Annotated in this window: 21 protein-coding genes; 14 read left to right on the top strand and 7 right to left on the bottom strand. The window is 55.8% G+C overall.

The window, feature by feature from the left end; translation table 11 throughout:
• Positions 1-59: 59 nt before the first annotated feature.
• The 4 genes from gcvPB (at position 60) to RIB44_09700 (ending at position 3,927) form a co-directional block, all read left to right on the top strand.
• Complete coding sequence (gene gcvPB / locus RIB44_09715) at positions 60-1,538, top strand: aminomethyl-transferring glycine dehydrogenase subunit GcvPB (protein ID MEQ8616856.1); 1,479 nt, start codon at positions 60-62, stop codon at positions 1,536-1,538.
• 80 nt (positions 1,539-1,618) lie between these two features.
• Positions 1,619-2,392, top strand: a complete 774-nt coding sequence (locus tag RIB44_09710) for a hypothetical protein (GenBank protein ID MEQ8616855.1) — start codon at positions 1,619-1,621, stop codon at positions 2,390-2,392.
• 383 nt (positions 2,393-2,775) lie between these two features.
• Entirely contained in the window at positions 2,776-3,480 is a 705-nt protein-coding gene (locus tag RIB44_09705; protein MEQ8616854.1) for an FHA domain-containing protein, read from the top strand.
• Between the two features lie 180 nt (positions 3,481-3,660).
• Positions 3,661-3,927 (top strand): hypothetical protein, encoded by a 267-nt coding sequence (locus tag RIB44_09700; GenBank protein MEQ8616853.1) that lies wholly within the window; start codon positions 3,661-3,663, stop codon positions 3,925-3,927.
• 63 nt (positions 3,928-3,990) lie between these two features.
• On the opposite strand, the gene RIB44_09695 is transcribed toward RIB44_09700, so the two are convergent.
• On the bottom strand, positions 3,991-4,521 hold the full coding sequence (locus RIB44_09695; GenBank protein MEQ8616852.1) for a hypothetical protein: 531 nt from the start codon (positions 4,519-4,521) through the stop codon (positions 3,991-3,993).
• Positions 4,522-4,915: 394 nt separating this feature from the next.
• Between RIB44_09695 and RIB44_09690 the strand changes: the two genes are divergently transcribed.
• From RIB44_09690 to RIB44_09680, 3 genes are all read left to right on the top strand, one after another.
• Positions 4,916-5,650, top strand: coding sequence for a tetratricopeptide repeat protein (locus RIB44_09690; protein ID MEQ8616851.1), 735 nt, complete (start codon positions 4,916-4,918; stop codon positions 5,648-5,650).
• Positions 5,651-5,756: 106 nt separating this feature from the next.
• Complete coding sequence (locus tag RIB44_09685) at positions 5,757-6,410, top strand: hypothetical protein (protein ID MEQ8616850.1); 654 nt, start codon at positions 5,757-5,759, stop codon at positions 6,408-6,410.
• A 299-nt stretch (positions 6,411-6,709) separates the two neighbouring features.
• On the top strand, positions 6,710-6,964 hold the full coding sequence (locus RIB44_09680) for a hypothetical protein (protein MEQ8616849.1): 255 nt from the start codon (positions 6,710-6,712) through the stop codon (positions 6,962-6,964).
• A gap of 13 nt (positions 6,965-6,977) precedes the next feature.
• Here RIB44_09680 and RIB44_09675 read toward each other — a convergent pair whose 3' ends face one another.
• The 4 genes from RIB44_09675 to RIB44_09660 all read right to left on the bottom strand — a co-directional run bounded on the left by RIB44_09675 (position 6,978) and on the right by RIB44_09660 (position 11,943).
• Positions 6,978-7,667 carry a hypothetical protein gene (locus RIB44_09675; protein MEQ8616848.1) on the bottom strand — a complete coding sequence of 230 codons (690 nt, stop codon included), beginning with the start codon at positions 7,665-7,667 and terminating at the stop codon, positions 6,978-6,980.
• Between the two features lie 17 nt (positions 7,668-7,684).
• Positions 7,685-9,637: a serine/threonine-protein kinase gene (locus RIB44_09670; GenBank protein ID MEQ8616847.1), complete on the bottom strand. Its 1,953-nt coding sequence runs from the start codon at positions 9,635-9,637 to the stop codon at positions 7,685-7,687.
• A gap of 101 nt (positions 9,638-9,738) precedes the next feature.
• Positions 9,739-10,512, bottom strand: a complete 774-nt coding sequence (locus RIB44_09665; GenBank protein ID MEQ8616846.1) for a peroxiredoxin family protein — start codon at positions 10,510-10,512, stop codon at positions 9,739-9,741.
• Positions 10,513-10,692: 180 nt separating this feature from the next.
• Positions 10,693-11,943, bottom strand: coding sequence for a glycosyltransferase (locus RIB44_09660; protein MEQ8616845.1), 1,251 nt, complete (start codon positions 11,941-11,943; stop codon positions 10,693-10,695).
• Positions 11,944-12,027: 84 nt separating this feature from the next.
• Between RIB44_09660 and RIB44_09655 the strand changes: the two genes are divergently transcribed.
• A complete protein-coding gene (locus RIB44_09655; protein ID MEQ8616844.1) occupies positions 12,028-12,765 on the top strand; it encodes a hypothetical protein in 738 nt (245 codons plus the stop codon).
• Between the two features lie 28 nt (positions 12,766-12,793).
• Here the strand turns inward: RIB44_09655 and RIB44_09650 are convergent, their stop codons facing one another.
• Complete coding sequence (locus RIB44_09650; GenBank protein MEQ8616843.1) at positions 12,794-14,563, bottom strand: DUF885 domain-containing protein; 1,770 nt, start codon at positions 14,561-14,563, stop codon at positions 12,794-12,796.
• 327 nt (positions 14,564-14,890) lie between these two features.
• On the opposite strand from RIB44_09650, the gene RIB44_09645 reads away from it, so the two are divergent.
• The 5 genes from RIB44_09645 to RIB44_09625 all read left to right on the top strand — a co-directional run bounded on the left by RIB44_09645 (position 14,891) and on the right by RIB44_09625 (position 21,455).
• Positions 14,891-16,867, top strand: a complete 1,977-nt coding sequence (locus RIB44_09645; protein MEQ8616842.1) for a YXWGXW repeat-containing protein — start codon at positions 14,891-14,893, stop codon at positions 16,865-16,867.
• A gap of 168 nt (positions 16,868-17,035) precedes the next feature.
• Positions 17,036-18,703: an FAD-dependent oxidoreductase gene (locus RIB44_09640; protein ID MEQ8616841.1), complete on the top strand. Its 1,668-nt coding sequence runs from the start codon at positions 17,036-17,038 to the stop codon at positions 18,701-18,703.
• Positions 18,704-18,865: 162 nt separating this feature from the next.
• Positions 18,866-19,939: a fasciclin domain-containing protein gene (locus RIB44_09635; GenBank protein MEQ8616840.1), complete on the top strand. Its 1,074-nt coding sequence runs from the start codon at positions 18,866-18,868 to the stop codon at positions 19,937-19,939.
• Between the two features lie 191 nt (positions 19,940-20,130).
• Positions 20,131-20,655, top strand: a complete 525-nt coding sequence (locus RIB44_09630) for a sigma-70 family RNA polymerase sigma factor (GenBank protein ID MEQ8616839.1) — start codon at positions 20,131-20,133, stop codon at positions 20,653-20,655.
• Positions 20,652-21,455, top strand: coding sequence for an anti-sigma factor (locus RIB44_09625; protein ID MEQ8616838.1), 804 nt, complete (start codon positions 20,652-20,654; stop codon positions 21,453-21,455). The genes RIB44_09630 and RIB44_09625 overlap by 4 nt, the downstream gene beginning before the upstream one ends.
• Positions 21,456-21,470: 15 nt before the next feature.
• Here the strand turns inward: RIB44_09625 and RIB44_09620 are convergent, their stop codons facing one another.
• On the bottom strand, positions 21,471-22,223 hold the full coding sequence (locus RIB44_09620) for a phosphatase PAP2 family protein (protein MEQ8616837.1): 753 nt from the start codon (positions 22,221-22,223) through the stop codon (positions 21,471-21,473).
• 124 nt (positions 22,224-22,347) lie between these two features.
• On the opposite strand from RIB44_09620, the gene RIB44_09615 reads away from it, so the two are divergent.
• Positions 22,348-23,745: a glycosyl hydrolase gene (locus RIB44_09615; GenBank protein ID MEQ8616836.1), complete on the top strand. Its 1,398-nt coding sequence runs from the start codon at positions 22,348-22,350 to the stop codon at positions 23,743-23,745.
• The last annotated feature ends 56 nt before the right edge of the window (positions 23,746-23,801 follow it).

The raw sequence follows: 23,801 nt of genomic DNA, 5'->3' as shown, positions 1-23,801 counted from the left end.
TTGTGCGTTAAACTAAGTGTAGTATTTACGTGTATTAGTAAACACCAACACGAAACGATATGCGCAACTCCCGCGACACCCAGCTCCTCTTCGATCTCTCCAAGCCCGGCGCCCGTGGTGGTCGATTACCGCAGTGTGATGTCCCTGAGCAACGGCTCGGTAACTTGCTGCCTGCGGCATCGCTGGCAGAGACGCCGCCCGAGTTGCCAGAGGTTTCTGAGCCGCAGGTTGTGCGGCACTTCACGAACCTCTCGACCCAGAATATGTCGGTCGACACGCATTTCTATCCGCTGGGCAGTTGCACGATGAAGTACAACCCCAAGCGGAACGAACGGGCCGCGGCAATGCCCGCGTTCGCGGCGTTGCACCCCTATCAGCCGGAAGAAACGCTGCAGGGGATGCTGCATGTGCTCTACGAGATGCAGGAGTATCTGCAGGAAATCTCCGGCCTGCCGGCTTGCTCACTCCAACCTGCGGCGGGAGCACATGGCGAGTACGCGGCACTCTTGGTCGCCGCGGCTTACTTTGAGGACATCGACGAACTCCAGCAACGCCGCAAAGTATTAGTGCCCGACAACGCACACGGCACGAACCCTGCCAGCGCCGTGATGGCGGGCTTTGAAGTCGTCACTGTGAAGACGCTCACCAACGGCAGCGTTGACATGGAAGACTTCCGCGGGAAGCTCGACGACCAGATTGCCGTGCTGATGATCACGAACCCCAATACGGTTGGCATCTTCGAGCCGGCAATGGCGGAGATCGCCGACGCGGTGCACGAGCGGGGCGGGCTGGTCTACCTCGACGGGGCCAACATGAACGCCATCCTCGGCGTGACCCGCCCGGGAGACTGGGGTTCTGGGGGGAGTGGGGGCGCGGACATGCAACATTACAATCCCCACAAGACTTTCAGCGGCCCGCATGGTGGCGGCGGTCCTGGAGCGGGGCCGATTTGTGTGGCGGAGAAGTTAGCAGCCTATTTGCCTGCACCAGTTGTTGTGAAGCGGGGCGAGAAATATCACCTCGACAACGATCGCCCCAAGTCGGTCGGTCGTGTTCGCGGCTTTTTTGGCAACGTCGGTGTGCTGCTCCGGGCTTACTGCTACATTCGTACTCACGGCCCCGATGGGTTGCGGGCCGTTTCGGACAATGCTGTATTAAACGCGAATTACCTACTCAGCCAGGTGAAGAACATCCTGCCGGTCCCACAGGGTGACCGCTGCATGCACGAGTTTGTGGCCAGCGCGGCAGCCATGAAAAAGGAGAAAGACGTCACGGCGATGGATTTCGCGAAGCGGCTGCTCGATTACGGCTTCCATGCCCCAACAGTTTACTTTCCGCTGACCGTCCCCGAATCGATCATGGTCGAGCCAACCGAAACGGAAAGCAAAGAGACGCTCGACGCGTTCGCCAAAGTCCTGTTCAAGATCACCGAAGAGGACGCCGAACTGCTCCATGAATCGCCGCACACCACAGCCATCAGCCGCCCCAATGAAGTGCAAGCCGCGCGGCAGCCGGTGTTAATGTGTCCTTGTAGTTAAGTTTGTAGTTCCGCCTTCAGGCGGTTTCTAGCTTCAACAATGTGTAGACCGTAAGCCGCCTAAAGGCGGAACTACGAACTATGTTCCCCTGCCGCTTGATCATCGATCCGCCCCAATCGGGTGTGCGGAACATGGTTGTGGACGAGTGCTTACTTGAGGAAGCGGCGGACGAGGGCGTTGCAACGCTCCGTTTCTACCAGTGGAGCGAGCCAATACTCTCGCTGGGTTACTTTCAAAAGTACGAAGACCGCCAATCGCACACGGGTAGCCAGTCGTTGCCGGTGGTGCGCCGATTGTCGGGCGGCGGCACGCTGCTGCACGATCAGGAACTCACCTACTCTCTATGCTTGCCTTCAGACCACGCCGCAGTTCAGGAGCCGAGCCGGATTTACCGCGTCGTCCACCAAGCGGCGATTGATGCTCTAGCTCAACAGGATATTACGCTGAAATTCTGGGACGACTTCGCCAAGAAACTGCCCACAGAAGATGAGCCTGATGAGCCCTTTCTCTGTTTTCAGCGACGTACCGACGACGACTTGGTAGTGCCGACTGAAACTGCACCCGGTTCGATCAAAATCTTAGGCAGCGCTCAAAGACGTCGTCGCGGGGCCGTATTGCAGCATGGGGCGTTGCTGCTGTCAGCGTCTCCTTATGCGGAGGAACTTTCAGGCATCCAGGAGGCCTCTGGGGTGCACGTCGACATTAGCAAAGCATGTGAAAATTGGGCGAATCGAATTGCAGAATCGCTTGATCTACTGCTCAATCCGGCTGAGCCTCTTCGGGAATCCCAAGAATCAACGCAAACAAAGATTGAGAAACGACTTACTTCCGATGAGTGGGTCCGCAAGAGATAGCCCCATTCAAGAAGTCGACGCTCGCTCGACGATTCTCAATAAGACGGCATGATCTCGTTTGATGGACAAGAAATCGTGCGGATCGCCGCGAAAGCTACGAGTCAAAGGATGGCCTTATTTGGCTATTGAGATAGAATTATATTAACGCGAATGTCATTGTATACAATTTGCGTTGGTTTATAATACAGACACGAAACGACTATTCCCGCTGAACAGCCCGTGGGGGGCTTCGCTCAGCGAAATAATATCCTCAATCACAAGCCAGGATTGCTGGCAGTTGGCTGCTACGCGTTGCTGCGTTGATAGCTGCCGTGTGGGGTCTTTACACCCTTGCGTGTGTTTTTTTGAGGGGAGGCACCTTTTCTAATGACTGGAATGGGGCAATGGAAGTCACTCTAAAAGTGCTGGCGGGCGCCAAAAAGGGCGCAAAAATCGTCGTCAAAAAAAGCGAATTCACCATTGGCAGGAGCCAAGAATGCCACCTGTGCGTCGGTAGTACGTCCATAAGTCGCAAGCACTGCATGATCTCACGCGGAGAAAATCGCGTCACGGTCAAAGATCTTGGCAGCCGCAACGGAACGCTCGTCAACGGCCAGAAAACCGAAGGCGAAGTCGAGCTCAAAGCTGGCGACGAGCTTGTCGTTGGACCGTTGAAGTTTCAGGTCCGTATTAGTAGCGGCCTGAAGAACGAGAAGTTGCCCAAGGTGAAGTCCGTCGCCGAGGCTGTTGAGCGAGCCGCCAACATCCCGACCGGCGACTCAGTGGAACTCGATATCGACAGTTGGCTCCTCGGACCCGACGAGCCCGTCAAACGTCCAGGAGAAACTCTCTCGATGCAGATGGACGAGACCAGTGCTATTCCGTTGCCAAAGGACAAGCTGCCCAGCGAACCGACGGAAACCATAGCCCTCGACACGGCCGACGTAAGAGACGAAGAGTCGCCAGAGGATTCGTCCATCGATGAGGCTTCTGATTCGAAAAAGAAGAAAGAGCCCGGCAAGCTGCCTCCGCTTCCGAAAAAGGACGCGACGAAAGATAGTCGCGAGGCAGCCGAGAACGCCTTACGGGCCTGGAGCCGTCGTCGCTGATTGATCGCAGCTTAGGACGGGCACTCCTGCCCGTCAGCCACAGTGCGGTGTGCCCAGCGACGGCCAGGAGTGGCCGTCCTACAGCACTCGACTTGCCTCAGTGCTGCCAGTGCCTAGGATAGTACGAGCGGCAATGACCGTCACGATCCGCCATCGACTGCAACCCAAAGTGAAGCATCCATGAGTTCACGACTTCCCAAGAAGCCCGATGAAAAGGGTCCCAACAGAAACGCTGCCCTACTTGGGTTGGCTTTTGATGCCGAAGATGGCCATAAACGCCTGACGCGCGGCAAGAACTTTGTGTTGGCCGGAGGTTCGGAAGAGACGCATGGCGTGATGCAAGAGACGGCCATCAAAGTCAACGAGAAACTCGACGCACGTGGGAAGCAACTCGGTGAAGTCAGTCCCGAAGAGTTACGCGACATCGTTGCGGATTCCCTTCCTTAACGAAAGAACGCCGCGGCTCTCACCACGGCGTTCTCAAAACCTGGACACTTCTCCGCTTCCAGCTTAGCTAACCAATTCAGCCTCTTCCGCGAATTCGCCAGCCTCTTCGTTTCCTTCCTCAACAGTTCCCTCTTCGGTTTCCTGTGCGACGGGAGCACGACCGAGAATCGCTAGCTCAGCAGGCGTGACTTTGGCGTAGCCGATGGAAGTAATCACTTCCAGCACTTCACTGCAGGTTGGGAACATCCGGCCGCTGGTCCGTTTGTATTCGTCCATGGCGTTCATGAATTCCACTTCGGCTTCGGAATAATCACGCTCGCAGGTGGTGGGATCGATCTGGCGACGACGCTGCACCTTATCGCGACGTTCGGCCTTCGGTGCGGCATCTGTCGCTTCTTCGCGACGCTGACCACGGCGACGGTCGATGGTCACTTCTTCTTCACCGGGAGGTTTCGCCTTACGCGGCTTGGCTGACTTCTTGGCGGCAGGCTTTTTGGCGGTACGCTTCTTCGCTGAGGCAGTTTTGGCCTTCGTCGAGCTGGCGGTCTTCTTCGAAGTGGACTTGGTCTTGCGTGCAGTTGAAGTCTTGGCCACGGTGGGAGTCTCCTGTGCGAGGGGGTCGCGAGGCGGGAAGGGGAGCCAGCGGGGAGCTTAGCTTATGAGTGACTTGGGAGGTCACGCAAACATTCCCGATTTCGGCGACATTGCAAATCTGAGAAAGGATTCGACCCTGGAATTCTGCGGAAACTTACGCGAAAGTCGCACTTGTGAGGGCCGTAACGATTGCAACGCCCCGTGAGCCGCCAGGCGTAAGCCGGCGGGTTGAGCCAGTGAGAGTTCAACCCGCCGGCTTACGCCTGGCGGCTCAGGAGGAGTCCACTGCTAGCAACCTCTTTGAGCCGAACTTGCAGCTCTGAAAACTCTTCGCTACGCTCCGCGACGGAACTAACTGTACCGCCCGAGGAGAACGCTCCGCGCGTTGCCCGTGATGTCGAATTCGACGCTTTCCCGATTGCTCGCCGCCGCTCTGCCCTGCCTGGTTGCTTCAGGTTGCCAGCAAATGAATACCCACGCGATGAATGCCGAGGGCGTGCGTCTGTATCAGTCCGGCAACTACGCGCAGGCGGCCGATCAGTTCCAGCGTGCCGTGGCCACCAATCCCAAAGACGCCACCAGCTACTACAACTTGGCCGCGGCAACACACAAAGCCGCCAAGCTGCAAAACAACACGGCAAATCTGGCCCAGGCGGAGCAACTCTACAATCAGTGCTTGGAATACGACCCCAATCACACGGAATGTTACCGCGGGCTGGCCGTGCTCCTGAGCGAGACCAACCGCCCTGATGCTGCATTCCGATTGCTCGAAGGTTGGGCACAGCGGAGCCCGAAGCTAGCCGATCCGCGGATCGAACTGGCGCGCTTGCTTGAGGAAAGCAACCAACTGCCACAAGCCACGACGAAACTTGTCGAAGCGATCACCATCGAACCACAGAATAGCCGTGCGCTCACAGCTTTGGGCCGCCTGCGCGAAATGTCCGGCGATCACGCACAGGCACTCGCCAACTATCAACGTTCGTTAACGATCAATCGTTTCCAGCCGGAGATCTCCACTCGTGTTGCTTCGCTGCAAGCGGCCGGAGTCGCTCCCGCCGCGCCTCCGATTGTCACCCCTCAAGGGGACACTCGCACGGCCAGCCAATGGCAACCTGTTGTGCGCTATTAGGTGCATCGATTCACAGATTTCGTCGATTTTCAGTGACAATCGCGTTTCACTTTCGGCCAGAAAGGCAATACGGCGTTTGTACCAGGCTATCGAAAGTGGTTTAATCATGAGCTGGAAATTACTGTACCAAGTAATCTTGACAGTCCTCTTTTCTCACAGCACAGTAGCGTACTCCAATCTCCTCGTTATCGAGCAAGATGCGGATGGAAACACGGTTTTCGTACCGACTTGTACAGACTGCCCACCAACTGAATTAGGAAACATCACCAGCGACGGTAGTGGCGGTCGGCAACCCTTAATAAGACCGCAATTTCCTGAAGATGTTGGTCGCTATTGGAAGTTCTTTCCACCGTTCCAGGACCCACCCGCGACACCTTCACAAAACAGTGTCCAACTAACATCAGGTGCGCCATTGCTCCTCACACTACCCCAACTGGCGCACTTCCCAACCTCCGCAAGCGTCCAGGTAGAGCATTCCACAGATGGTAATCTCATTAAAGTCATCGCTTCCATTGAGTATGGACTTAGCGCCACCGCAACTATTTTTGGCCCGCACGAATATTTGCATTCGTTAGGCTCTTTCGAGCCAGGAGACTACAGTATTGAGCTCCAGATACAACGATCAGATGCCTTCAACCCTGGGGGAGTTGCTAGGACAACAGGCTATATTGATTTTTCGGTCGTCGCTGTTCCTGAGCCTGCATCATTGCTGATCGCCTTGGGTGGTGGACTCTTGTTGCTCTGTAAGCGTAACCTGTAGGTGGGTATAATACCTTTAAGCTTTGAACTGTAGCAGCAGCTTGAGCTAACTCTGTGGCCAAACATCCCAACAAACATATTCATGCTGCCATTAGTTATGCGGAAAGCAAAGGTTGGGTAGTACTGAAGGCATCAGGGCGCGCACACGTCTGGGGCAGGATTTTTTGTCCACAACAGAGCCGCGATGGTTGCAAGAAAGCCGTCTACTCAACACCGCGAAATCCGGAAGATCATGCGAAAGACATCCGCCGGGCAGTAAATCGTTGCTCTCATGGATCGTAACGCGGAAGGCAATGAACTATGGCAAAATATGAATTTAGCCTCGTACTCAGTGGCGCTGTCGAACTAACCGAGGAACTAGCTGACGCGCTTTTCGCCGCAGGCTGCGACGATGGGACCCCTGGTACTTCCAACGGGATTTTCAGCATTGATTTTCATCGCGAGGCCGAGTCGCTTGAATCAGCGATTCAGTCCGCAATTATGAATGTCAAATCTACAGGCCACCGTGTCGATCATGTTGAAATCAACGCAGCTGATGTCCCTCAGCCTGCATAAGTCCATTCGCGGATCAACTCAGTTTTTTGACACTCAGCCGCCCCAGCTTGCGGCGTCCGAACCAACCGATGTTCGTGTTGGTCACGACCGCTTCCTTCAGTTCGGGAAGCTCAAGCAGAACACCTAGAGAAGCTCTGCCGATGCGATTACCGCTGAGGTCGAGTTGTTCGAGAAGCTCCAAGCCTGAGAGAGCGCTGACTGCGGCATCAGCGACCTGGCAATTCGGTAATTCTAGCCTGAGAAGCCCGTGAAAAACTTTGGCGTTCTCAGCGATACATTCGAGTACTTCGTTGCCGCCGGTCGAATCGGCAAGTCGTACTCGGATGACCTTCTCCGTCAGTTCCGCGAAGTCACCGAAAGACTTTCGCAGCCAGTCGATGACCTCATACTCGATTTCGACTCCCAGCTCTCTCAGCCGAAGGAGCGCCATGTCTTGCTGCATGTATTTCTTGACTTGCGAAGCAATCCACGAGCGTTTGTCGGTGCGATGCTCAATGTAGTGGATGGCACTTTCGAAGGCCTCGTGCAACTGATGAAAGTCGCCCGTACTGCCGCCATGGTCAGGATGTGCCGCTTTGGCCTTCTCGAAGTAGGCCTTGTGAATATCCTCCTCGGTGTAGGGCGGCAACAAACCGAGGACGACCATGAACTCAGGACGATCCTGGTCAGCGAGCGAGTCGGCACTTTCACCTTCGGAACTCATCCTAACTCACCCTCGTTTCATTTCTGACTTGGCTGGATCCCAATTAGTTTCATATCCGCAAATAAGGGCTTGCCTTGCCTCACCGAAAGAGTCACGACTTCCACAAGGCGACCCTTGGAAGAAGCTTTCGCTGCTTCGCCTTTCCGAGGTAACGTGTGCAAGAGTTGCCCATTCAATTCGATAAAGCAATGCCCCTGATGGCTGGCGATTCTCAGTAGATTCTCTTGGGGCGACTCCGCGGCATCCTGATACTCATTCAGTTGGATGACTGTCGGCTCTTTGGTGGGTGCGAATTCTCGCGATCTTTCATTGATCATGCCAAACTGCGCGTGCTCTGCCGAGATACGAACCGCGGGAATATTCCCAGTCGTCACGTCCTGTAAGCCGTTTAGCGAAATCTCGGCGACATCGTCCTGATCTATCACCACGCGTAACTGCAGTTGATAGGAACTTTGAAATCTCGCACCTAGCAACTTAGAAACATCATAACCGAGAGAAGCACCTTCGTCCCCTACGAGCACGTTGCCAAAAGCCTCGGTCTGCTGAGGCCGCCAAGTCCCGCCAGGGCTGATCCCCCGCCCGAAAGGCGCGTCAATACCGTTGAACAGGATGCTCACCTCGTCCGAAAGAACGTACTCAGGCTCAACCTTTTTTTTCGCAGCACTTGGCATATCCGGAGCGGACCAGGAAGCGTCTAAGAAAGCGCGTACACTCAGAAACGCACCAACTGCCGCGACGACTCCGACCACCGTTCCCACGAGAATACCGCTCTTGCTTCCTGCAGCAGATCTCGAAGCTGGTGTGTCCACTGTCGAGGAGATCGATTCGTCCGCCACGGTATCCGTCGCCATGGTGGACGGCCCGACGATTGCTCGCGTTTGGTTTGGCGTAAGAACTTGCGTCGCCAACAAGTCAGAGCGCGTTACGGGAGCCTTGCCGAGCACTTCATCGATCGACCTGAGCAACGCGCTATAATCGACTGGGCGATTTGCAGGTTGATGGTCGGTCATCGATAAGACCAGTTTTCGCGAGGCTTCAGAAACATCTTCTGGAAGTTTCTCACGCCAGGATTGGTTGCCGGTCGTCTTGGCAACCATCACGTCCATCGGCGTTGAATCCTGAAAGGGAGACTCTCCAGCAAGCAGATGAAAAGCTGTTGCACCGAGAGCATAGATATCGGCCCGCTGATCGACATCGGTCGATTGGAGTTGCTCAGGCGCCATATATGCCGGGGTGCCGAGTGTTCCCCCAGCGGCAGTGAGGCGTGTCGCGTCGACTTCTTCAGATTGGAAAGCCAAACCGAAGTCGACGACCTTCACGAACGGCACTCCCTCGCCAACTTCTACCCCGGGAATCGGTTCGGTAAGCAGCATGTTGCCCGGCTTGACGTCGCGATGGACGACGCCCTGCCCGGCTGCGTAGGCCAGCGCGGACGCGGCTTGGCGGATAATCGACCAAGCCACCCGCTCATCGCAACGCCCGCTCCGCGTGAGGTACGAGTCGAGATCCTCTCCTTCGACCAGTTCCATCGCCAAAAACGCACGCCCCTGATGCATGCCAAAGTCGAAAGCCGCGACGATATGCGGATGCCGCAGACCGGCGGTGACCTGCGCCTCGCGCTGGGTTCGCCCCAACACGTTCGAACTGTTGAGGCGTTCCAGGTGGATCACCTTCAGAGCGACCTTGCGATTGAGCTTCTCCTGGCGTGCCAAATAAACCACGCCCATGCCGCCCCGCCCTAAGACATCGAGCAACTCGTATCCCGGCGCTATACTTTGCGGATCGGCAAGTGCTGAGAGCCAATCAACCTGCACGGGTGACAGAAGATCAAGCTCAACAGCAACATCGAGGACGCTGCTACCCGTTTGATCAGCTCGCTCTTGAACCTGCCTGAAACTGTCCTCAGTGAGCAGCCCTCGCTCTTTAGCCAGCAGAGCAGCTTTCTCCTGTGACGAGACGGACTCTGACAAGGCTTGCTCCTGAGAAAAGCTTAGCGTCCATCCAAAGTTCCCTCTCCCGCTTGCGGGAGAGGGCTAGGGTGAGGGTAAGAAAGATATCTATTGAGAAGCATTTACTCTCCCTGGGCGGCTTTCGCTTCTTCAAGTAGCAACTTCACTGAAGGTCGATCGGCGGACATATCGACGCCCACGTAGGCAAAGCGCACGTTGCCTTGCTTGTCGATCAAGTAAGAAGAGGGATGTGCCAGGTTCGACTCGATCCCGAAGAATCCAACCGCGGCCAGTTGCTCATCGAAGAGCAACGGAAACGGCACTTGGTCGACTTGCTTCTTCTCGGTCTTCGTGGCGGCTTCAATAAACTCGTCAATGTGATCCCGCGTGCCGGGATAAACGACCAGCACCTCCGTATCCAGTTCGGCAAACTTCGAGTAATTCGCGATCAGCCGCGAGGTCTGTGTTGTGCAGAAAGGACACAACATCTTCGAGAACCCTTCAGTAAAAACCAGCAACACGTTCTTCTTGCCGAGGTAGTCGCTTAGCCGCACTCGCTCTTCTTTCTGATCCAGGAAGACCAAACCATCAAGCCCCGTTGGTGGCTCAACATTTGAAGAGACATCATCCTTGAAGACAATTGAGGCGGGATCGGGAGCCTTCATCATCATCGGCATCGGAGCGGCCACCTGCTTGTCTTGCGGCTTTGGGTTGTTTGCATCAGGCTTCATGCCGTCGGCTGTCGCCGTCTTTTCTGAGACAGCTTCCACTTGTTCTGTCTCGGTATCATCAGCGATTACACCCGGCAGCTCAGGCGATTCGCAGCCTACGGAAGTCAGAAAGAAGAGAGTCGCGATGAGGCATCCCCACCTGCTTTTAGTCATCACTTTGGCCATCGAATCGCTCCTAGGAGATTTCAGGTGCCGCGACAATCACAAGTCCCTCGAACCCCAAGCCTAGTCACTATTGTTGCTGCAATCTTGCGTGAGAATAGAGAGAAAACTCACAGACGGGCGAATTGTTTTTCTTGTAAGGAACGCTTTCGCAGACCGACTAAGTTGGAGATAGATCGACTTTCATTCATGCTGAGCAAGCAACTCGAGCTGTTCGCAAGCGGCTTCGAGAGAGTTGCTCTCAGCGCAACGGCGTGCAAGTTCCTTGCTACGTTTGCGGGTGCCGGGATGCTGAAGCAGCACGGCCAGGCGGTTTGCGACTTTGTTAGCATTGAAATGTTTGGGCATGAGCCAGTCGCCGACTCCCAAGCGTTGCAAACGTGTGGCGTTGTCGAGTTGGTCGTAGGCCATCGGCATGACGAGCTGCGGAACGCCTGCTGCCAGAGCTTGCGCACTACTGCCGATGCCCCCATGATGAACCAGCGTGGCGACTTTAGGCAACAGCTTGCTAAACGGAACGAAGCTGAAGTGTTGGATCGTCGCGGGTAGATTCTGCGGGAGTTGCTCGGGGTACTTCGTGAGCAGGATGCCTCGCTGTGCTAGCCGCTCACAGACTTCGACAGCCGTGGCGAAGAACTTCTCTGCCTGCGTATTCGCCGACCCGGGGGCGAAAACGATCGGGGCGTCCCCATTTTCAAGAAAATCGACCACGTCGTCGGAAAGTTCTGTGCCAGCGTCAGAATCCCACAGCGGAAACCCAACCAAGCTCGCCGAATCAGGCCAGTCGGGCTGGCGGGGGCCAAACCACTCAGGCCACAGGCACAGTGTGAGCTGCGGTGAGTTGTGCCACTGACGATAGAGACGCGACACTGGTGCGAGCCCAAGTTCCGACCGTAGTGAATTGACTTCGCCGCCTAGCGCTTTATCGATCATCAGTTTATCGCCCAGCCAAAATTGGAATCGCTTCATCCAACGTGGTGTTGGTGGTTGGGTGAACGCTCCGATGAAATTCGGCGTGTCGTAAACCGTCCTCAGAGCGAGCGGGGCGTAGTGAATGGTCGCCTGGGGAACGAGATGCTTCTCAGAATAGATGCGCCCCGCGAGATCGAGCCCATGAGAGCCGAGCACGGTTTCGCCTGATTGAATGTTTGCCTCGATCAATTCATAAAGCTCACCAAGGTAACTTGCCGTAAACTCGAGCAAGAACTTCGGCCCAGCAATCGGCTGCCAAAGTGCGGGGTGATCAACTAGTTCGTCGTACTCTTCATTCGTTCCAATTGGCACCAGCTCAAGACCGGCCCCTTCAACAACCGGTCGAAAGTGCGGGTTGGTGATGATCGACACTTCGTGGCCGCGAGAACGCATCGCAGAGCCGATCCCCACCATCGGGAGAACATCGCCGTAGCTGCCAAGAGCAGTGAGTAGTAAGTGCATTGGATGGAAACACGGCGATCGAAAGGAGGGCGGGTCCATAGACACTGCTTGTCATTACCCTAACTCTCTGTCAACAATAGCACCATGCCTGTAAATGATCCTCACGATGACGACGATGATTTTGAGCTCGAACTGGAGCCGGTTGATCCCGAGGTTCTCGAGCATGAGAAGCGACGCACGGCGGACCAAGTCAAGCGTGCCGGCCTCTCGGTGGATGTGAACGAAGTCTACGACGAGCAGACGGTTGCCCCGATCGAACTCGACGCGAAGTGGCTGACCGAGTTTCGCTTCTCGATGAAGCACCTGCTGATTCTCACCGCGGTGCTGGCCATTGGGTTGACCGTCTACACGCAAATGGGCGGCTGTAATCTGCTGTTTTGGGGCTTCGTGACTCTGGTCGCTGTGGGCTGGTACTTCGTGATGAAAGAAGAGCGGGCACTGATCGCACGCCGCCAACGCCGCAAGGCGGAGCTGCGAGCCATGCTGGAAGGCGAGGCGGCAGACCCCTCCGATACCGGCAGCTTCGCAGAACAAATCGCCGCGATGAAAGCAGAAACGCAAGCGACTGAGCGTCCCCGCTGGGAAATCCGCTTCTCGATGCAACAGATGCTGATTGCTTTTACCGTCGCCGCGCTTACGCTGGCGTTCAGTCGGCTTTTTGGCGGAGAGACAATGTCGCTGCTGCTGGCATTCGTCGCTCTCGGCGGACTCGTCTGCTACGCCCTGGGCTACGAAGCCAACCGGCTGGTCGTGTTTACTTGGTGGTTGCTGCTGGTGATGTATTTGATTGTCGGCGGAATCACCTTGGTCGGGTCGGGATGACCAATTTGATTCGCCACCAATAGCCTGACTACTTCTGCTCCTCAATCCACCGCTGCACATTCCCCTCTAGCACATCCAGCGGAATCGCTCCGCTGGCTAGCACCATATCGTGGAAGCTGCGGATGTCGAACTTGTCTCCTAGCGCGTCTTCCGCTTGTTTTCGCAATGCGCGGATTTTCAACTCGCCCGTTTTGTACGCCAGTGCTTGCCCGGGCCAGCCGATGTAACGATCGACTTCTGCTTCGATGTTGTGCATGCTCATGGCCGAATTGGACCGCAGAAACTCAATCGCTTGTCCGCGCGTCCAGCCGAAGAAATGGATGCCGGTGTCGACCACCAGCCGGCTCGCCCGCCAGATTTCCATCGTCAGACGGCCAAAGTCGCTGTAGGGTTCTTCGTAGAATCCCATCTCCAGCCCAAGCCGTTCTGAGTAGAGCGCCCAACCTTCGATGTAAGCAGTAAAGTTCGAGAAGCGACGAAACTTCGGCATCCCTTCGATCTCTTGCTGCAGTGCCAATTGCAAATGGTGACCCGGCACCGCTTCGTGCAGCGAAAGTGCCTCCAACGTGTAGAGCGGACGGCTCTTGATGTTGAAGGTGTTCATATAAAAGAACCCGGCCCGCGTACCGTCACCCGCCGGGCGTTGGTAATAGGCACTCGTCGTCCGCGGAGCGATGTAATCAGGCACGGGACGCAAGCCGTAGGGAGTGCGAGGCAGCTTGCCGAACAGCTTTGGCAGCTCGCCATCGGCCCGCTTGAGAATCGCTGCCGTTTCTTTGAGCAGTTGCTCCGCGTTGGGTGCGTAAAACTGGGGGTCAGTGCGGAGAAAGTCCGTGAATGCTTCGAACGTTTCCTTCCCCTCCGGGGTCTCGAAGCCGACATCCTCAATGATGTCATCCATCTCCGCACGAATCCGCTTCACCTCGGCGAGCCCGATGTTGTGGACCTCTTGCGGCGTCTGATCGAGCGTCGTGAACCGACGAACCCGATAACGATAGAAATCACGACCATCGGGAAGTGCCGAAGCTCCGATCGAACCACGCGTCGCAAGTACGTACTCGTTTTTCATGAAGTCTGCGAAACGTTGGTAGCCAGGCACGACGCTTTCGGCAATCGCCGTGCGGGCTTCAGCCCTCAGACGCTCGTGCTCGCTCTCGGGGACATTCGCGGGGAACTCCTTCATGGGTTCATACAGCAAACTCTTCTTCGGATCTTCGACGATATGTGCTTCGATCGTCGGCTCGTAGCCTTTTAGAATGACCGCAGGAAGCGTCTTCTCAGCTTCGATCCCCGCACGCATCAATTCGATGTGGCCGTCTGCGTATTGCCCGAAACCATTTAGACGAGCGATGTAGTTCTCGTAGTCCTTGGTGTTCTCCAACGGCACATCACGACGCAGTTCGGGGAACTCGATGTGAAAGCCGGTGCGATTGCTGATCGGCACCAGGTGAGTCCCGAACTGAAACTCGGAGAGATCTTCCTTCAGTTGGCGAGCAAAGATGTCGTAATTGGTCTGATCTGCCAGCTTGAGCTGCGATCGATCAATCGCTTCCAACCGCGTTAAAAATCCGCGCGTCTTCTCGCTACGACGCTTGGCATCGGCGACTGAAATCGCCGGCAATTTATCGTTGAACCGATGGTCCCCTGCGGAGGTCGCCCAAAGTGGGTACTCCTGGATGTTCGATTCCCAAGAGTCATCCAATAGCTTGGCGAAGTCGGAGCTGGCGTCGCCATGCGCGACAGGAGCAGCGGAATTGAAAAGCAGAACGAAGATTAGCAATGAGGCATATTTCGACATAGGTTCTATTTACTTAGCGTGTTATGCATTTGGTTTAGAACAGGGGGTAGCAGAGACAGCAGAGTCATAGTTTTGACTCTACTCTGCTTCCTCTGCTACCTCCTGTTCAAAATCGAGCCCTGATTCTGACGCACCCGCGTAACTGCGTCGACCGGCCTTCGGCTACTTTCCTGTGATCGAACTGATAACGCTCCAGAACGAAATTGACTTCTGGTTTCGCTAAGAAACCCGCGAAAAACCGCCAAAATCGCTTCGGCACGCTGCTTGCAACCTTGAATACCGGGCAATTGCCCCGCGAAGCAAATTCACCATTTGATGGAGGTCACCATGCTACGGCCTACTCGTACTTTAGTCATTGCTCCTCTGATCAGCCTGGCGCTCGTCTTCCTCACGCGGACGGTCTTCGCGCAAGCTCCGCCAGCACCACCGCAGGCAGTTGATGCGCAACAGGACCTCAACGTATTAGAACGCGGACCGATTCACGAAGCATTCGCTGAACCGATCGCTTTGGATATCGATCCTGCCGACGCTCCTATTATTGATCGCGCTCCGCCCGAGCCGATTGACGAGCTGCCACCCGAAGTACGACCTGAGGGGAACAACGTGCAGTGGCTCTCTGGCTACTGGATGTTCTCGGTTGAGCAAGACGACTTCATTTGGATCAGCGGCGTCTGGCGCGAGATCCCTCCAGGACGTCAGTGGGTTCCCGGCCATTGGTCAAAGGTGCCTGGTGGCTTCCAATGGGTTAGCGGGTTTTGGGCCGCGGCTGGTCAACAAGAAGTGCAGTTCTTGCCGCAACCTCCGCAAACCTTAGAACAAGGTCCCGTTTCCCCAGCGCCGAGTACTTCGCACTTTTGGATTCCCGGCTGTTGGACTTGGAACCAAGCCCGCTACGTCTGGCGTCCTGGCTATTGGTACGCAGGACAGGTGGGATGGATTTGGACCCCCGACCATTATGTGTGGACGCCTCGGGGATTCGTTTACGTCGCCGGTTTTTGGGACTACCCTCTGGCAAGACGTGGACTGTTGTTCGCGCCGGTTTTCTGGAACGGTCACCATCGCTGGCACACCCTGCGGTACACACCTCGGCATGTCGTGAATTCCTCGCTGCTCCTTTCGAGCCTTTATGTGAATTCACCATACCGTCACTACTACTTTGGCTTCCACCCAAAGTACACGCAACTCGGTTTGCGACCGTGGTACGACGTTCACCTCCGCAAGCACCGCGGACACAGCCATTTTTACGATCCTTTCTTCGCATACCATCGCTGGCATGACGGAAGACGCGATCCGCACTGGATTGACAATTACCGACACCATTTCGACGGTCTCCGCAAGGGTGCCGGAGCCGTCGGCCCACGTGATGGGCGTGCCAATCCCAACTTCGATCGTCGCCTGCCGGACGAGATCGTCCTCAAGGGCAAAGGTCCTAAAGGCAAGAACGTGCTGCAAGCGAGCACCAACAAGTTGAACAACTTGGTAGTGCCGCTGGGACAGTTTGCCTCGAACAACAACACCAAGGCAAAGCTGCAACGCGTCAGCCAACAACAGCAACTCGATGCGCTTCGCGGTTCCGATCGTGTTCGCAACCTGGCTCGCCTCCGTGCTCAGCAGGAAGTGCTGCATAAAGCAACCAACGCAGGTAAGGCGAAGGGCAGTCAGTTTGTCCGTGACACGCTTCGCTTGCCTGAGAAGTACCAAGCCGGTAAGCCGATCACGACGAACTCGACGCAACGATTGCGAGCCGAAACACAAGTACTCGGCCAGGGTCGTTCTGACTTGAATCGGAACGCGACGACGTCTCAGGCGACACAGATTCGTCGTCAGTTGGATTTGCAAAGCCGAGGTCAAGCGAACCAACAGTTAGAAACGAATCGTCGCCTTGGCGAAAAGCAGCAGACGATCAACAACTTCTTGCAGAATCAGCAGCAGCGGCTGCGCGAGCAAGCCCGTGCGGGTTCATCCAACACGGTCCAGCAATCCGGCAAGTCGCGAGCAATCGGCAGCACGCCACAGAGTCGTACCTTCCAGAACGCTCTGCCGACGAATCGCAATTGGCAAATACCGACGCAGCGCGGTAATTCGCAAAAGGTTGTCTCGCCACCGAGCAATCGCAGCGGGCAATCCTTCCCGCAGCAGTTCCGCGGTCGAAGTTCGTCCTCGAACTTCTCGACGCAACGGGCAACCGGGCAGCAATTCCAACGCTCCCGCGTGCAGAGCCCGTCCGCTAGTCAATCCCTTCGCAGGAGCGTTGGCGGTGGAGTTCAGCAACTCAAGGCAAAACGTTCGAGGTTAGGCAAGTAACGGCCGCGTCCCCTACTGACGTTCTCTTGAGAACCGAGCCCTCGCCACGTCATGCTCACCACATGATGGGGACGAGGGTTTTTCTGTCAGCAATTCATCTCATGCCGCAGGGTGTGTTATAAACGGTTGGCGATTTCGTCCTGCGTCCTCCGTTTGCTGACCCGAATCATGTTGAATCACCCGACACGGCTTCTCTTTTCCTTATGCGTTTGCTTCTTCGCTTTCGGAGATCGACCCGCCACGGCAAAGGAGGATCGCCTATTACAAGCTGATATCGTCGTCTACGGCGACGCCTCGGGCGGGGTGACCGCGGCCGTGCAAGCGGCACGGATGGGCAAGACGGTGATTCTCGTTTCGCAATACGGCCATCTCGGCGGGATGACGAGCAGCGGTCTTGGTTGGACCGACATTGGCAACACGGACATTCTGGGCGGGCTGAGTCACGAGTTCTATCGCCGCGTCTATTTGCACTACCAACAAGCGGAAGCCTGGGAACACGAACCGCAAGAAGAGTTCGCCAACAAAGGCCAAGGCCCCCCGGCACTCGACGACGAGCGACAGCTCGCTTCGACGTTCGAGCCCAAAGTGGCCGAAGCTGTTTTCGACGAGCTCGTTAAAGAGGCCGGCGTCGGTATCGTTCTGGGAAGGATTGATCTGGAAACGGGTGTGTCGATGGAAGGCAAACGCATTACCGCGTTGCACCTGGAGAATGGTCAAAAAGTCAAAGGAAAGATGTTCATCGATGCTTCTTACGAGGGCGATCTCATGGCGGCAGCCAAGGTATCGTTTCGCGTGGGGCGGGAATCGAATTCCGAATTCGACGAAGCTGGCAACGGTATCACCGGTCCGCTGCGTGGCTGCCAGCTACCCGATGGCATCGATCCTTACGTCATGCCCGGTGATGCAAGCAGCGGCCTGTTGCCAGGCGTGAACCCGACGATGGGTGGTCCCGTTGGCACAGGCGATCATCGCTTTCAAGCGTATTGTTACCGTATGGTGCTGACCGACGTGCCGACGAATCGCCGAATGATTGAGAAGCCCGCGAACTATGACGACTCAGATTACGAGATTCTCTTTCGCGCAATCGAGGTCGGTCAGCATAGCCGGTTCTTTGAGACCAATCTCATGCCCAATCGCAAAACGGACTCGAACAACGCCAGTGGGATTTCCTGCGACTTGATCGCAGGGAACTACGGACCGGATTGGAACTGGGCCACACTCAATCACAAGGAACGAGAAGAAGTCGCGGAAAAGCATCGCGATTGGCAGTTGGGACTCGTCTGGACCGTGCAGAATCACCCACGCGTGCCAGAGAACGTCCGCAAAGCCCACGCCATATGGGGACTCGCCAAAGATGAATTCTCAGACAATGACAACTGGCCATACAACTTGTATGTGCGCGAAGCACGTCGAATGGCTTCCGAATTTGTTATGACCGAAAAACATTGTCGGAATAAACTGCCGGTCGTCGATTCGGTTGGTTTGGGCGCTTACACCCTCGATTCACACAACACCCAACGGATCGTTCACAACGGCATGGTGAAGAATGAGGGCGACATTCAAAGCCGACTGAACGGCCCGCCCTACCGCATCTCTTACCGCGCACTAACGCCGCGAGCCGATGAATGTGAAAACCTTTTGGTTCCCTGGGCTCTGTCGGCAACACACATCGCCTTTGGCTCAATCCGCATGGAGCCGGTCTTCATGACCTTGGGGCAATCTGCTGCCACCGCGGCGGTGATGGCCATTGATGGCGATCTCACCGTTCAAGAAGTCCCCTACGAACAACTCCGCGAGCGCCTGCTTCAAGACGGGCAACGGTTGGGCAAGCAATAAGCTCTCTTACACTGCTTGCGTTCGAAAGCCAAAAAACTCAAATTTCTGAATCCACTCTTTCGCCTTCTGCGAAATCCATGTTTGTAACGCCACTGCAAGAGGCAGTCGGCTGGGTGCCCAAAGATTTTTTCTAACGCACAAACATGAATTGAGGAGATTCCCGTGAAGACTTCCCACCTATTAGCATTCTCAACGGTCCTGCTGATTGGCTTTACTGCCAGTCAAAGCGTTGCTGGCGAATGCCCCTACTCGAAGCAACAGACGGCAAATAAGTGTTCGTCAGCTCATGAAACGACGGTAGCTCATCAGGAGCATGCCGCGACAACTCGATTCCAAGTCAAACATCATGAGAAGCCCAACATCGTTGAAATCGCAGCCGGGGCAGAGAATTTCAAGACTCTGGTCGCAGCCGCAAAGGCGGCAGGGCTCGTTGACGTGCTGCAGAGCAAAGGTCCACTAACCGTCTTTGCCCCCACCGACGAGGCCTTCGCCAAGCTGCCGAAGGGCACTGTCGAAACATTGTTGAAGTCCGAGAATAAACAGAAGCTGGCGACAATTCTCAAGTATCACGTCGTCGCCGGTGACGTGCGTGCGGAGCAAGCCATCGGGCTCGCTAAGCAACACAAGCAGGCGAAGACCGTCGCGGGGTCGGAAATTAAGTTGTCGCTAAATAAAGACGCACTATTCATCAATGAGTCGAAGGTCATCAAAGCTGACCTCGTCGCATCGAATGGTGTGATCCATGTGATCGACTCTGTGTTGCTGCCGCCAGAGCCTAAACAGGAACATGCTGGCTCTGCCAGAAATGCAGCACCTGTAAAGGCCGGTAAGACCATCGTTGAGACGGCCATCGCTAACAAGGATTTCAACACGCTGGTGGCTGCAGTAAAGGCTGCTGGTCTGGTTGACACACTACAAGGTGAAGGGCCTTTCACCGTACTGGCCCCCACCGATAAAGCTTTTGCCGCTCTGCCAAAGGGGACGGTCGAGACCTTGCTAATGCCTGAGAACAAGCAGAAGTTGGCAGACATCCTCACCTACCACGTGTTCTCAGGAAAAGCGAGAGCTGAGGATGTTGTGAAGCTAGACAGTGCAAAAAGCGTGCTTGGGCAAGAAGTGAAGATCGTGGCCAATGAAAAAGGCATTATGATCAATAATGCCAAGGTGGTGATTGCCAATATCGAATGTTCCAACGGAGTGATCCACGTGATTGACGCCGTGCTGCTACCCCAATAAGTTACATGGTTGCACACGTACTATTGAAGCAAGATTTACGGACGAGGGCGGGGTCATCACTGACCCCGCCCTCAATCCGATTCTCGCGAAAGATCATCTTCTTTCCCTTGAAAGACTCCCCGTTGTCGGAAATAAACGAACCTTTGCTCCCGAGAATTGCTCGTGGTGAATCCGCGGCGATGGAGCTCTGCATGGATCGCTATGGCGGGCTGGTCTGGTCGCTGGCACGTCGTTATTGCCGCGGGAATGCCGACGCGGAAGATTTGACGCAGGAAATCTTCCTTCAACTATGGAAGTATGCCGCAAGGTTCGACGCGGACGTGGCAGCAGAGACGACCTTTGTTGCGATGATTGCTCGCCGGCGTTTGATTGATCATCGTCGCCGCTTGACCACACGACAGGAAATCGACTCGGCAACCGACCGCGAGATTGAAACCGACGACCGTTCCCTCAGCGGAGAACCGAGACAAACCGACCCGGCCCAACAAGCCCTGCTTAGCGACGAAGCCGCTCGTGCCCGTGATGCAATGAATCAACTACCCGACCAACAACAACAGGTTCTTGACCTCGCATTGAACGCGTGTCTGACGCAATCAGAGATTAGTCAGAAACTCGACATGCCGCTCGGCACGGTCAAAACCAATGCCCGTCGCGGCCTCCAACAGTTGCGACGGTTATTGGGTGAGCCTAACGCGATGGGAGGCGTCTCGTCATGACTACTTCCTATCGTGATAACGGCCCCACTAGCGATCGCCTCGATGACCTCCTCGCCGATCAAGCACTCTTTGGTTTGTCGGAAGCAGAACAAGCTGAACTTGATGCGTTACTCTTAGAGAGCGACCTCACAGGCGACGAGTACGATATTGTCGCGACCGAGGTACAGCTCGCGTCGACCGTTGCGGCAGACGAAGATTTGTCGGATTCGCTGCGAGAGCGAATCCTGGCAGCTTCTAGTGCGACACCTAGCACAGATTCGCCAGCAACCCTAGCCTTGCCAAGCTCGCAGCCAAGCAGTAGGAACTGGGCCGGTTTGATGCTGCTGGCGGCATCAATTCTGTTCGCTGCGTTCATCTTGCGACCCGCTCCGCAAGCTCAGTCGTTTTCCCCCGAGCAGCTCCAAGCCAGTTTGACCGCCGCGGAGAAGCAAGCTGGCTCGCAAGTCATTCGCGTGAGTTGGACTCGCGGAGCCGACGAAACGGCTAAGACTGCGGAAGGGGAAGTCCTCTGGGATCCCAAAACGCAACAAGGCATCATGCGCTTCCACGGCCTGGCGAAGAACGACCCCACGAAAGAACAGTACCAACTTTGGATTTTTGACGCCGACCGGAATGAAGCCCACCCGGTCGACGGTGGGGTGTTCGACATCGCCGATGCGAATGCCGACACGCTTATTCCCATTGATGCTCGTGTGCCCGTCAACGAGGCAACACTCTTTGCGATTACCGTTGAGCGTCCCGGTGGCGTGGTTGTCTCTTCGCGCGAGCGGTTACCGCTGCTCGCACCGGTGAAAGGCTGAGCAGTTTCACGACCGCTATTCCGTTGTTTTTTTCTGCACTTCGACTTCGCGTTCGAGCTGCCCGCGGCTCTGCAGCCAGCCAGCAAGGTACCAGCAGACGAGCGCCCACGCTCCACCGACCGCCCAGCCACCAATGACGTCGGTGGGCCAATGCACGCCCAAATAAACACGGCTGACTCCAACGCCCACGGTTAACAGTACGGCAATGGATACGACGAGAATCTGCAAACGTCGTTTGGCTAACATGCGGGCAAGCAACATACCCAGCGTTAGATATACCGCTGCGGCCATCATCGAGTGGCCACTAGGAAAGCTAGATGTATAGACGTGCGAGCCGTGTGAAACCAAGTCAGGCCGCTGGCGAGCGAAGGCGGATTTCATAACGAGACTGATCCCCACGGCGCCGGTGGTTGCGAGAGCCACATAAATGGCCGCCCTGGGCATAGGCAGAAGGAAAAGGAACACGACCGTCGAAACGGTGAGCAACCCAAGAATCGCGATTCCACCTAGGGCGGTCAAATCACGACCGATTTCTTCAGCAATCTCCGGTCCAATAGGATCATTCAAGTTCGCCGGATTACGCATCGCGAGCAAAATTTGCTCATCAAGCGACGCGGTCTCCCCTTCGCTCACTTCGTCCGCCAATTCGATAAATCCCCAAGTCAAGCAAGCGGCCAACAACAACGCTAATAGAGGTGCCCATTCGAGATGCGAGAAGCTACGAGCATAGTTCTCGATTTTCTGCAGCGACTTCGGCAAATGCGGCATATTGATCACGTGAGATAGGCTGATAATGCCAGGAAAGTATAACCGTTGCCGAGACCGCCTCTGCGAGTCATAGTAACTCATCAAGAACTACTCGCCCAGTCTGTCACTCTTTCAGTCATGCTCAATGATTAACGTCGATTCTAAACTCGTTCCTGCAGACCTACTTCCTAAGTGCCAGACACTGTGGCAACTGGCCACGGAGAAGATACCGCGCATCGCCAGAAGCTTCACACCTGGATCCCCGACCCCGGTCATCACGCGTGCTGGCAAGTATGAAGCACAAGGTTGGACCGAGTGGACACAAGGTTTTCAGTACGGATCGGCCATCCTAGCGTTTGAGGCGACCGGCAACGAAGAACTGCTGGACATCGGCATCCGCGGCACGCGTGAAGCGATGCCCGCTCACGTCACACACTTTGGCGTGCATGATCACGGTTTCAATAACGTCAGCACCTATGGCAATCTCCGCCGCTTGATGCTCGAAGGAAAAACGCCCCGCGACGAGGGCCAGCTTCACGCCTTTGAAGTTGCCTTGAAAGCCTCCGCTGCCGTGCAAGCGATGCGTTGGAGCCGGACGCATGAGGGAGGCGGGTATATCTATTCCTTTAACGGTCCGCACTCGCTGTTTTCGGACACGATTCGGTCGCTGCGTTCGCTGGCCCTCGGGCACCAGCTTGGCCATCGGGTGCTGAGCGAGAACGACGAGCCGGTCGACTTGATCGCGCGTCTGATCGAGCACGCGCGCGCAACAGCTCAGTGGAACGTCTACTACGGTGAGGATTCAGAAGAACCTCGCGACGCGTACGACATCCGCGGACGTGTCGTCCACGAGAGCATTTTCAACCCCAACGATGGCCGTTATCGGTGCCCAAGCACGCAGCAGGGTTACTCGCCATTTACGACGTGGACGCGCGGACTTGCCTGGGTGATGCTCGGCTTCGCAGAGCAGTTGGAATTCTTGGATACCGTGCCCGACGAATCGTTAGAAGCACAAGGTGGTCGAGCGAGCATTGTCGCTTTCATGCAAAAGGCCGCAGAGGCGACTTGCGACTTCTACCTGTGTGAAACGCCCACCGATGGCATTCCCTACTGGGACACGGGATCGCCGGGACTGGTCCATCTGGGGGACTATCTCGATCGACCCGCTGAGCCCATGAACGACCACGAACCGGTCGATAGTTCCGCCGCGGCGATTGCTTGCCAAGGTTTGCTCAGGTTAGGACGGTGGCTCAGCAATCACGGCGAAGACGCAAGCGGAGAGAAATATTGGCAAGCGGGACTCACCGTGTTGCGGACTCTCCTTGACGAACCCTACCTGGCAACCGACCCAGCGCACGATGGCCTATTGCTTCACACGATCTATCATCGACCTCGCAATTGGGATTACATTCCCGACGGTGCCAAGATTCCCTATGGCGAATCCTGCATGTGGGGCGACTATCACTTGCTGGAAGCGGCTTTGTACGTTCAGCGAGTGGCGAGGGAAGAGCACTACTATACTTTCTTCAATGACAAGCTTTAGCTTTTAACCACGGATCGCACGGATGACACGAATTTTTAGTTAGAAAGATATCATCC

Source organism: Lacipirellulaceae bacterium (genome assembly GCA_040218535.1).
Lineage (GTDB): Bacteria > Planctomycetota > Planctomycetia > Pirellulales > Lacipirellulaceae > Adhaeretor.
This window is presented reverse-complemented; position numbering and strand designations above follow the sequence as displayed.